The sequence below is a fragment of the Pseudomonas sp. NBRC 111139 genome, assembly GCF_001753955.1.
Classification (GTDB): Bacteria; Pseudomonadota; Gammaproteobacteria; order Pseudomonadales; family Pseudomonadaceae; genus Aquipseudomonas; species Aquipseudomonas alloputida.
Genome location: NZ_BCBP01000020.1, coordinates 166,601 through 176,786, shown reverse-complemented (window position 1 = coordinate 176,786; position 10,186 = coordinate 166,601). Strand labels below are relative to the sequence as shown.

The following is a 10,186-nucleotide window of genomic DNA, read 5'->3' as shown; positions in this document are numbered from 1 at the left end:
CCTGCCCTACAGCTTTGCCCAGGCCACCGAAGCCGAAGTGGACCAGGCCGCCAAGGCCGCTGCCGCAGCCTTCGCCGAGTTCCGCCAACTGGCCCCGGCACGTCGGGCCGAGTTCCTCGACGCCATCGCCGCTGAACTCGACGAACTGGATGACGCCTTCGTCGCCATCGTCTGCCGCGAAACTGCACTGCCCGCCGCCCGTATCCAGGGCGAGCGCGGCCGCACCAGCGGGCAGATGCGCCTGTTCGCCCAAGTGCTGCGCCGCGGCGACTTCCTCGGCGCGCGCATCGACCTGGCACTGCCCGAGCGCCAGCCGCTGCCACGCGTAGACCTGCGCCAGATGCGCATCGGCGTGGGCCCGGTCGCCGTGTTCGGGGCCAGCAACTTCCCGCTGGCCTTCTCCACCGCCGGTGGTGATACCGCGGCCGCCCTCGCCGCGGGCTGCCCGGTGGTATTCAAGGCGCACAGCGGGCACATGGCCACGGCCGACCTGGTCGGCTGCGCCATCGTGCGCGCCGCTGAGCGTACCGGCATGCCCAAGGGCGTGTTCAACATGGTATTTGGTGGCGGCGTGGGCGAGTGGCTGGTCAAGCACCCCGCCATCCAGGCGGTTGGCTTCACCGGCTCGCTCAAAGGCGGCGATGCCCTTTGCCGCATGGCCGCTGAGCGCCCGCAGCCAATCCCGGTATTTGCCGAGATGTCGAGCATCAACCCGGTCATCATCCTGCCGGGCGCCCTGGCCAAGCGTGGCGAAGCCATTGCCCGCGAGTTGGCGGGGTCCGTGTGCATGGGCGCCGGGCAGTTCTGCACCAACCCTGGGTTGGTGATTGGCCTGCAGTCACCACAGTACAGCCAGCTGCTCGCCGACCTTGGCCAGTACCTGGACCAGCAAGCCGGGCAAACCATGCTCAACGCTGGCGGCCTGCGCAGCTACGTTGGCGGCCTTGAACACCTGCATGCCCATGCCGGTATCGAGCATGTGGCCGGCCAGGCGCAGGAAGGCAACCAGGCACGCGCTCAGCTGTTCAAGGCCGATGCACGCCTGCTGGTCGAGTCCGACCCGCTGTTGCAGGAAGAAGTGTTTGGGCCCACCACCGTGGCTGTAGAGGTGCAGGACCACGACCAACTGCGCGACGCGCTGCTCGGCCTGCGCGGCCAGCTGACCGCGACGCTGATCGGCGAGGCGGAAGACTTCGATGCCTTCGCCTGGCTGGTGCCGCTGCTGGAGGAGAAAGTCGGGCGAATCCTGGTCAATGGCTACCCGACCGGTGTCGAAGTCTGTGATGCCATGGTGCACGGCGGCCCGTACCCGGCGACCTCCGATGCGCGTGGCACCTCGGTCGGCACGTTGGCCATCGACCGCTTCCTGCGCCCGGTGTGCTACCAGAACTACCCGCAGACACTGCTGCCTGAGGCACTGCGCGACGGCAACCCGCTGGGGCTGCGGCGGTTGGTGAACGGGCAGTGGAGTGACGGGGCGATCTGACCGGTGCAAGCAACAAGAAAGCCCTGCGCACGGCGGGGCTTTTCTTTTTGACTGTACCGGCCTCTTCGCGGGCAAGCCCGCTCCTACAGGGCTATCTTGCCCGCGAAGAGGCCAGTACTGGCAGCAAAGGCTTCAGGTCCCTTGCGCTTCCGCCGCCTCATGCGCCTGGCGCAAGCGCTCGCGGCTGTTGCTCAGGTGCATGCGCATGGCCATCTTCGCCCCTTCGCTGTCACGCCGGGCAATCGCCTCATAGATCGCCTCGTGCTCATGCATCAGGCGACTCATGTAATGCGCCTGATCATCATGGGCCAGGCGCGCCGAATTCAGCCGGGTGCGCGGAATGATGCTGGTACCCAGGTGGTTGATGATGTCGGCGAAGTAGTGGTTGCCGCTGGCCTGGGCAATGCGCAGGTGGAACTGGAAGTCCGCGGACACCGCATCGGTGGCGTGGGCCGCCCCCTCGTTGAGTTCGTCCAGCGCCGCCCGCATACCGGCCAGGGCTTCGTCGCTTCGCCGCTGGGCCGCCAGCCCGGCCGACTCGATCTCCAGGGCAATGCGCAACTCCAGCACCGCCAGCACTTCGCGCAGGGTGACCACGGTGGCCGGGTCGATACGGAAACCGCCCGTAGCCGGCGCATCCAGCACGAATGTACCAATGCCGTGGCGAGTCTCTACCTGCCCGGCGGCCTGCAACCGCGAGATCGCCTCACGCACCACCGTGCGGCTGACGCCCTCCTCGGCCATGATCTGCGATTCGGTCGGCAGCTTGTCGCCGCGCTTGAGCTGGCCGCTGCGAATGCGTTCGGTCAGCACCGTGACCAGTTCCTGGGCCAGACTGCGCGGCTTGCGCCGGGTCCTTGCCTGTACCTGCTGCTCTGTCATTGCCCTGTATTTCACCTTGAAAGACAGCGCTCATCATAGCGCAAGCGGTTGTACGATCACATACACCCCGTGCGGTATTTATTGCCATCTTTGCAGTCCCTGGCCCCTGAAAAACGCACAGAATTCCTGGCCCATGACGTGCGCAAGCCTGTACTGTACGCCTCCACGCTCACTGTTCCAAGGAAGGAATCTGCAGTATGAAAACCCTCGACCGCCTTTTGCTCGGCAGTGGCCTGCTGATCCCCCTCTGGCTGCTGGTGGGGGTATGGCTCACCGCTCAGGCCTACCCTGGCTATGATCACCTGCAACAGGCCATGAGCCAGCTTGGCGCGGCCGGTTCGCCAACCCACAGCTGGTCGCCACGGGTCAACAATTTCCCTCTGGCCCTGCTGTTTGCCCTGTTTGCCTGGGGCCTGGTGCGGCGCTGGCGCAGCTCGAAGCTGGCGCTGCTGAGTGCGGGCCTGGTGTTGCTGCATGGCATGGGCAGTTTGGGCACCGGCTGGTTCCCTTGCGACCAGGGCTGTGCACCGGCACAGCCATCTACCTCGCAGCAACTGCATAACCTGTTTGGTCTGCTGATGTTCCTCTCACTGACCTTGGCCAGCGCCGTATGGGCATGGCTGGGCAACCGCATTGCCGGCTCCCCCGCCTTGGCGCTGCTTTCCCTGGCTTGCGTGGTGTTGGCCATCATCACCGTCGCGTTGATGGGCCAGGCGGCGCAGAGTGGCCAGCTGTTCGGCCTCTATCAACGCCTTAACTACGGTGTTTCGTTGCTCTGGGTTGCCAGCCTGGCCTGGACAAGCCTGCGCAGGCCCGTGGCCAGCCCGCTGCGCATGGCTGTGACCTGACGGCAAATTGCTGGCCCACGGCTGCGGAAAGCGAAGGCAAACTCCGTTCTCTTTCAGATGCTTAGGACAGCAACATGCGAGTACTTCTAGCAACGATGGCCGGCTGCCTGCTGGCCACCTTCGCTTTCGGCGCCCAAGCCAGGGCACTGAGCCAGAACGATCGCCACACCTGCAGCTGGGGCGCGCAGATAGCCGCCGAGGCTCAACAGGCCAAGCTTTCCGGGGTGACCTTGTATGCCACGCGCAAGAAGCTGCAGGTACGCAAATTCCCCAAACCCTGGATGCGCATGACTGCCTTCGGCATTACCGAGCAGACGTACAACAGCCGCTCGCGGCTCAAGCCTGAAGCGATAAAGCGGACTTACTTTGAACAGTGTGTTCAGCATGCGACTGCAAGAAGATAACTCTTTTTTATCAGTAAATTACAGCTCAAACATAAAGCCATTTAGTAGAGTCCATGTGCTGCGAAAAGGCCTCTATCGCCAGCAGCTTGTAAGCGCGTGCAAGACTCAAGCATTTGTTAAGCTGATCCGAGTCGCCAGAATTGACCAAGGCCATTCACCTGATGGATGAACTGCGCAAGATCGACCTCAACCTGCTGCTCGCCCTGCATGCCCTGCTCAGTGAACGGCACGTGACCCGCGCAGCCCTGCGCCTGCACCGCAGCCAACCGGCGGTCAGCCACGCCTTGGCGCAGTTGCGCAAACACTTCGACGACCCTTTGCTGGTACGCCAAGGTGGCGGCATGGCCCTTACCGCCCGCGCCCAATCCCTGGCACAACCGTTACAGGATGCACTGAGCAATCTCGACAGCCTGCTGGCCACCCCGCTGTTCGAGCCAGCCCGGGCCCAGCGCCGATTCCGGCTGTCGCTATCCGACTACGCTTCGCGCATCATCCTGCCGCATCTGCTACGCCACCTGCGCCAAGTCGCGCCCGGGGTGGACCTGGCCATCAGCCAGGCCAGCCGTGAAACCATGTTGGCGCAGTTGCTCGATGGCGAGCTGGATCTGGCCCTGGGCCTGTTCCCCGAACTGCCTCAGGACATCACCGTCCAGCCCCTGTTTGCCGATCGCTTCATCAGCGTTGCCGATCGCCAGGTCCTGCCTGCCAGTGGCGGTATGGCCCTGGAAGACTGGTTGGCACGCCCACATGTATTGATGGCCATGCGCCCGGATGCTTTCGATGAAATCGAGCGCGCACTGGCCGCCCGGGGCTTGCAACGCCGTATTGCCCTGGCCTTGCCACACTGGAGTGCTGCGGTCGAAGTGCTGGCCGGCACCGACCTGATCCTGACGGTGGCCAGCCGCGCCGTGGGGTCGTTGCGCCAGCACAGGACACTGCGCCAGTTCACGCCGCCACTGGCCATCCCCTCGTTCGACTATCAGCAAGCCTGGCACAACCGCAAGGACAGTGACCCCGGGCACCGCTGGCTGCGCGAAACCGTACGGGCCTGCAGCCAAGCAGGGCGCTGATCAGTTTTCTTGCCCCTTCACAGCTGCCGTGGAATGGGCCGGTGACGCCGTTGCCCAAGGGCCTTGTACCAGCAACACTCCGCACAGGATCAGCACCACGCCAGCCACCCTGGCCAGGCTAAGCGGCTTGCCACCCAGCCCCATCGCCCCGTAGTGGTCGGCAAGCACTGCCGTGATGATCTGCCCTGCCACCACCAGTACCAGGAACCCTGCTGCGCCAAGTTTCGGGGTGAGTGCTGCGGCGCCGGCTACATACAGTGCCCCCAGCACGCCACCAATCCATAACCACCAGGGCCCTTGCAAGGCCTTGCCCATGTCTGGTGCCGGTACCCGGATAATCAGCAGCGCAGCGATCACCACCAGCATGCTCACCGTCAACGATGTGAAAGCCCCCCACAGCCAGTGCCCAAGGGCCCGGCCTACCGCAGCATTGCCGGCGGCCTGAAATGGCAACACAGCACCGGCAAGCAACGCCATTGCCACAGGAAGCACCAGCAGGAGCATCGATTTACTGAACATGGCAGTCCTCCTCCAAGGTATCGATGGCCACCATGATGGTGCATTACCCAGTACTGATAGAAATCAAAATCCTGCACTTGAACTATTCGTACCATGCATAGTGAAACATCCCTTCCGTCCGGCGTGCGCATGTTGTCTTAACCCTGAAACATCTGTGCTGTTGACTTACTAAGGCACCAAGATAAACTGCGCCTTATGAATACTCTTGAGAACAAGCATCACATCATGCTCGATGCACTGGCCGAGGCCCCCGCTGACGCCAGGCAGAACGTGCGCCTGTGTTTCGAACTGCTGTCCGCTGCAGCGGCCATCAACCGGGTATGCGCCGCACGGTTGGCCCGCCATAACCTGTCGGAAGGGCGGTTCGCAATCCTCCTGACCTTGCAAGGTGCAGGCGGCCGCCTGGCACCGCTGGAGCTGGCGACGCGCCTGGCAATCACCTCAGGCACCGTGACCGGCCTGCTCGACGGCCTGCAGGGTGATGGCTTTATCAAGCGCCGCAAGGACGCCCATGACCGGCGCAAGCTGAGCATCAGCCTTACCTCAGCAGGCATAGCGGTACTCGACGCCGTTTTCGCCGAACACACCGACTGGATCGGCACGATCATGCAGTCACTGGACAACGCGCAACGTGATGCCCTGTCCGCCACGCTACAGGCACTCTCGGCCAGTCCTGCCCTGGCACTGCCACCGGACAAGCACTGAACCCAAGGCACACCCGCAAGACCACATGGAGGTGGATGATGTTGCAGAATCAGAGCGTATTGGCCCGGCTTGGCAGGAAGCCCCGGGTACATAGCGAACACGACCAGTTAAGTCGTCGCCAACCTTGGCTCGAGGCCTGCCTGCCAGCGGCCCTTTACCGGCGCCTGTTCATCCGCCGCCTTGCCAGACAGCCACTGGCCATCGAGGGTTTCAGCTTTCGCCCGGTGCAGAACCTGTTCGAACTCGAGCAGGCCCTGCGTCTGGTCAACGAGAGCTATGCACGCCGCGGCATCGCCACCGTGTGCCGTGCGGGCATGCGGTTTTCGCCGTTTCACCTGCTACCGGGCACTACCACCTTCGTGGCACTGAAAGACGGGCGGTTGGTTGGCACCGTGTCGCTGATCGAAGACTCGGCACTGGGCCTTCCACTGGAGGATGTGCACATCAACGAGGCTGTGCTACAGCGCCTGGGCGGTGTGCGCGTGGCCGAAGTCGGGACCTTGGCGGTATGTAGCCGCTACAAGGGCAAGGGCGTGCCACTGATGCTGTACAACGCCATGTTTCGATGGGCCATTGACCACCGTAAGGTGAGCACCTTGGTGATCGCCGTGCACCCGCGCGCCGCCAGCTTCTACCGCAATGTACTGTTCTTCTCGCCCATCGGCCCGGTACAGGCCTATACCAAACTCAACAATGCCCTGTCGCTGCCGCTGGCCGTGAATCTAGCCCGGGCGCGGGATGTGTTCGCCAAGGCCTACAGTGCGCCAGGCCTGAAATTTACGGTCGACCAGACGTGTACCGACCTGTTCGACTTTTTTTGCTCGCGCCATTACCCACATATCCAGCTGCCCGCCGCACAGGCTCGCTGGAGTGCCGACGACGTCCTCACCCACATGGCACGTTGTGGCACCTCGCCGCACCACCTTTCGCCGCGGGTGCGACGGGCTCTGCAACTGGACTGAGCAGCCCGCCCCGCGTTCCAAACCCACACGACTTTCATGGAGGACAAGTTCATGGACACAGGATTGCTGCGCGCGATCTACAGGGAAATCACCCTCAGGCAACCGTTTGTACGTACACCTGAGCCCGACCTGGTGATGGTCGACGAAACTTGCGTCAGTGCCTACGCCGACAGTGCCGGCCAGGGCCAGGCGCTGTCCGGCACCTACTTGTACCACTGCGCACAGATGTGCGCCCTGATCAAACCCGGTGATGTCGTACTGGATATCGGTTGTGGCCCTGCCAGCCTATTGCTGCAGTTGGCCCGGCTGAACCCGCGGGCCGAGTTCATCGGTGCCGACCTGTCCGCCAGCATGCTCGAGGTGGGCCGTGAATCGATCCGCCAGCAGGGCATCGACAACGTCGAACTGCGCGAAGAAGACATGACGCGCCTGGCCGGTATCGCCGACCGTAGCGTCGATGTAGTGATTTCGTCCATGGCCCTGCATCACCTGGCAGACCTCTCTCAGCTGGAAGCGACGTTCCGCAACATCGCGCGCGTGCTGCGCAATGATCGGGCCATCTACCTGAATGATTTCGGCAGGCTCAAGTCGGTGGAATCGGTGGACTACTTCGTCAGCCGCGCCAGCGACGGTGCCGACCAGGCTACCCTGCTCGACTACCGCAACTCGCTGCTGGCGGCGTTCTCACGGGAAGAGTTCCAGACCCTTGCCGCCAGCTATCTGGGCCCATGTGCCAAGGTCTACAGCACCGCCGTCAGCCCATTGATGATGGTTGTCCGCACTCCCAAGCGGCGCTGCGTGGCGGCAATGAAGGACGAGTTCCGCCGCCGCTACCGCTGCTTGCCGCGTAGCCGCCAGGCTGATGTCGATCAGTTGCGCCTGTTCCTCGGCATGGGGGGGATGGCGAGTGCGTTCTGAGCCGCAGCGCCTGCAAGCCGCCCTGGCGGCGTGGCGCACATTGCTGGGCGACGTCCACGTGCAGACGGATGCCGCGACGCTCGCCAGGTTGCGCCAGGACACAATGCGCTCGCCCGCCCATGCCTGCGCCCGTCTCAGGCCCGCCAACAGCGAAGAGGTGGCGGCCTGCCTGGCCATTGCCCGCCAGCACAACGTTGCGCTGCAACCTGCCAGCACCGGCAACAACTGGGGCTACGGTGGCATGGCGACTACGAATAGCCACTGCGTCCAACTCGACCTGTCGCGCATGGACAAGATTCTCGCCTTTGACGAAGCGCTGGCTGTGGTCACCCTCGAGCCTGGCGTGACCCAGGCGGCACTGGCCGACTACCTGGCCAGCCGCGACCTGCCCTTCCTCACCCCGGTCACCGGCGCCGGGCCCACGTGCAGTGTGCTGGCCAATGCGCTGGAGCGAGGGTTCGGCATCACGCCGGTAACAGACCACTGGCAGGCCGTGATGGGCCTTGAGGCCATCCTGCCCGATGGTCAGCGCTACCGCTCGCCCATGTGGGCGCCTGGCACCACCCCGTGTTTCAAGTGGGGAGTCGGGCCTTACCTTGATGGCCTGTTCGGCCAGAGCGGCCTAGGCGTGGTGACGCAAATGTCGATTGCCTTGGTCCGACGCCCGCAAGTCGTGCAACCGTTCTATTTCTGGGTCGACTCCGCGGCACAGTTACCTGCAGCACTGGACGGGGTGAAACGCATTCTTGACCGTTGCGGCAGCCAGGTGGGCGGCATCAACCTGATGAACAGCACTCGCCTGCTGAGCATGGCCTATGACGCGCGCCCCCTGACCCAGCTAAACCAGGCTGAGCGCGACACCGCTGCGAGGTCGCTGGCCCTGCCTGCCTGGATGGGGGTGGGCTCGATTTACTGCGAACAGGCGCAACTGGCCTCGCTGAAGGGCATTATCCGTACCGAACTGCGTCGTTTCAGCAGCCGCTATCTGTTCCGCAGCCAGCGCCAGCTGGCATGGGCAAGCCAAGCCCTGCGTCTGCTGCCAGGTGCCTGGTCCAGGCGCTGGCGGGTCATGCTGGACAAACTGCACTTGGGTATGGAACTGATGGAAGGCCGACCCAATCAGGTGGCGCTGCCGCTGGCCTATGTCGCCGGAGCACGGCCGCAGGCAGGCGCCCTGCTCGACCCGGCACGGGACAACTGCGGCCTGATCTGGTACGCACCGATCCTGCCTTTGCGTAGCCAGCAGGTGGCAACATTCGTCAGGCACATGGAGCATGTGTGCCAGACCCACCGCCTCCCCTGCCCGGTCACCCTCACCACGTTGTCTGGCCGGGCAATCGACTGCACCTTGCCACTGCTCTTCGATCGCAACGATGAAAAGGCCACGGCCCGCGCAGAGGACTGTTACCGGGACTTGTTCAACAGCGGCAAACAGCAAGGTGTACTGCCCTATCGCCTGCCTCTGGCCTTCATGCACCTGCTGACCGATACGCAGGCGCCTGCCTGGCAGCTTGGGCAGCGCCTCAAGCACGCCCTGGACCCGCAGCACCTGCTCGCACCAGGGCGTTACTGCCCACCAGCCCCGGCCACCGGATGCCATTCCTCCGCCATGGAACCTCTGCAATGAGCGACCGAAAATCCCTGATCGACCTTGGCCAACTGCCAACCCGCAACCTGGCCGAATGCCTGGCGGTGGATCAAGCCGCCCTGGTCAACGCCTTGACAGGCCAACTGCCCTCAACGTTGGTAGAGCACCTCGCTGCCAGTGCGGACCAGGCCCAGGCACTGGGCCTGTCAAAAAAAGTGGCGGCCATTGGCCTGGCGTTGGGCAAGTGGCTGGAGCAGGCCCCCGAGTCTTTGCGCCAGCAGGTGTTCGAGCAATGCTGCACGCACCCATCCGATACCGTGCGCAGCTGGGCGGCGTTTGCCCAGGCGTTCCTGTCACGCTCGCTGCCAGCGGAAGATGCCCTGCTGGCGCAGTTTCGCTTTGCCCGCGATGAGCACTTCGGTGTGCGTGAATGGGCCTGGATCGCCCTGCGACCGCGCCTGGCCCAGCACCTTGAAGCGGCCCTGGCGCTACTCGGCCGCCATACGGGCGATGCAGACCCACTGGTCCGTCGGTTCTGCATCGAGATCCTGCGCCCGCGCGGCGTTTGGTGCGAGCACATTACCGCGCTCAAGCAACAACCAGAAGTGGCCGAGCCGTTACTGGTACCGCTACTGGCCGAAGCCGAGAAATACGCCCAGGACTCGGTCGCCAATTGGCTCAACGATGCCAGCAAGACCCGCCCCGACTGGGTACTTCAGCTGTTTCAGCGCCATCCCCCGGCCTGCAAGGCCTCGCAGCGCATCCAGACCCGGGCTACCCGAAGCCTGCCCCAGTGAACCACCA

11 protein-coding genes are annotated in these 10,186 nt (G+C 64.0%); 9 read left to right on the top strand and 2 right to left on the bottom strand.

Going from position 1 to position 10,186, the window contains the following annotated elements:
- On the top strand, positions 1-1,486 hold a 1,486-nt coding region (locus BJQ17_RS05995; protein ID WP_070095747.1), incomplete at its 5' end, for an aldehyde dehydrogenase (NADP(+)).
- A 132-nt stretch (positions 1,487-1,618) separates the two neighbouring features.
- Here the strand turns inward: BJQ17_RS05995 and BJQ17_RS05990 are convergent.
- Entirely contained in the window at positions 1,619-2,368 is a 750-nt protein-coding gene (locus tag BJQ17_RS05990; protein ID WP_003247694.1) for a FadR/GntR family transcriptional regulator, read from the bottom strand.
- A 197-nt stretch (positions 2,369-2,565) separates the two neighbouring features.
- Here BJQ17_RS05990 and BJQ17_RS05985 point away from each other — a divergent pair, with 197 nt between their 5' ends.
- The 3 genes from BJQ17_RS05985 to BJQ17_RS05975 all read left to right on the top strand — a co-directional run bounded on the left by BJQ17_RS05985 (position 2,566) and on the right by BJQ17_RS05975 (position 4,690).
- Positions 2,566-3,216, top strand: coding sequence for a DUF998 domain-containing protein (locus BJQ17_RS05985; RefSeq protein WP_070095746.1), 651 nt, complete (start codon positions 2,566-2,568; stop codon positions 3,214-3,216).
- 74 nt (positions 3,217-3,290) lie between these two features.
- Positions 3,291-3,620, top strand: coding sequence for a hypothetical protein (locus BJQ17_RS05980; RefSeq protein ID WP_012052790.1), 330 nt, complete (start codon positions 3,291-3,293; stop codon positions 3,618-3,620).
- Positions 3,621-3,781: 161 nt separating this feature from the next.
- Positions 3,782-4,690: a LysR family transcriptional regulator gene (locus tag BJQ17_RS05975; protein WP_070095753.1), complete on the top strand. Its 909-nt coding sequence runs from the start codon at positions 3,782-3,784 to the stop codon at positions 4,688-4,690.
- Here the strand turns inward: BJQ17_RS05975 and BJQ17_RS05970 are convergent, their stop codons facing one another.
- A complete protein-coding gene (locus BJQ17_RS05970; protein ID WP_004575274.1) occupies positions 4,691-5,209 on the bottom strand; it encodes a DMT family transporter in 519 nt (172 codons plus the stop codon).
- A 195-nt stretch (positions 5,210-5,404) separates the two neighbouring features.
- On the opposite strand from BJQ17_RS05970, the gene BJQ17_RS05965 reads away from it, so the two are divergent.
- From BJQ17_RS05965 to BJQ17_RS05945, 5 genes are read left to right on the top strand one after another with little or no spacing between them, the layout of a single operon-like run.
- Entirely contained in the window at positions 5,405-5,914 is a 510-nt protein-coding gene (locus BJQ17_RS05965) for a MarR family winged helix-turn-helix transcriptional regulator (RefSeq protein ID WP_003247680.1), read from the top strand.
- Positions 5,915-5,952: 38 nt separating this feature from the next.
- Positions 5,953-6,876 (top strand): GNAT family N-acetyltransferase, encoded by a 924-nt coding sequence (locus BJQ17_RS05960; protein WP_070095745.1) that lies wholly within the window; start codon positions 5,953-5,955, stop codon positions 6,874-6,876.
- A 51-nt stretch (positions 6,877-6,927) separates the two neighbouring features.
- Positions 6,928-7,794, top strand: coding sequence for a class I SAM-dependent methyltransferase (locus BJQ17_RS05955; protein ID WP_070095744.1), 867 nt, complete (start codon positions 6,928-6,930; stop codon positions 7,792-7,794).
- Entirely contained in the window at positions 7,784-9,421 is a 1,638-nt protein-coding gene (locus tag BJQ17_RS05950; RefSeq protein WP_047603907.1) for an FAD-binding oxidoreductase, read from the top strand. Before BJQ17_RS05955 ends, BJQ17_RS05950 begins: the two co-directional genes overlap by 11 nt.
- Positions 9,418-10,179 (top strand): hypothetical protein, encoded by a 762-nt coding sequence (locus tag BJQ17_RS05945; protein ID WP_070095743.1) that lies wholly within the window; start codon positions 9,418-9,420, stop codon positions 10,177-10,179. The genes BJQ17_RS05950 and BJQ17_RS05945 overlap by 4 nt, the downstream gene beginning before the upstream one ends.
- Positions 10,180-10,186: the final 7 nt, after the last annotated feature.

Bases quoted from the DNA above. Each gene is read 5' to 3' on its own strand.
- BJQ17_RS05990 (WP_003247694.1), bottom strand. From the start codon at position 2,368: ATGACAGAGCAGCAGGTACAGGCAAGGACCCGGCGCAAGCCGCGCAGT.
- BJQ17_RS05985 (WP_070095746.1), top strand. From the start codon at position 2,566: ATGAAAACCCTCGACCGCCTTTTGCTCGGCAGTGGCCTGCTGATCCCC.
- BJQ17_RS05980 (WP_012052790.1), top strand. From the start codon at position 3,291: ATGCGAGTACTTCTAGCAACGATGGCCGGCTGCCTGCTGGCCACCTTC.
- BJQ17_RS05975 (WP_070095753.1), top strand. From the start codon at position 3,782: ATGGATGAACTGCGCAAGATCGACCTCAACCTGCTGCTCGCCCTGCAT.
- BJQ17_RS05970 (WP_004575274.1), bottom strand. From the start codon at position 5,209: ATGTTCAGTAAATCGATGCTCCTGCTGGTGCTTCCTGTGGCAATGGCG.
- BJQ17_RS05965 (WP_003247680.1), top strand. From the start codon at position 5,405: ATGAATACTCTTGAGAACAAGCATCACATCATGCTCGATGCACTGGCC.
- BJQ17_RS05960 (WP_070095745.1), top strand. From the start codon at position 5,953: ATGTTGCAGAATCAGAGCGTATTGGCCCGGCTTGGCAGGAAGCCCCGG.
- BJQ17_RS05955 (WP_070095744.1), top strand. From the start codon at position 6,928: ATGGACACAGGATTGCTGCGCGCGATCTACAGGGAAATCACCCTCAGG.
- BJQ17_RS05945 (WP_070095743.1), top strand. From the start codon at position 9,418: ATGAGCGACCGAAAATCCCTGATCGACCTTGGCCAACTGCCAACCCGC.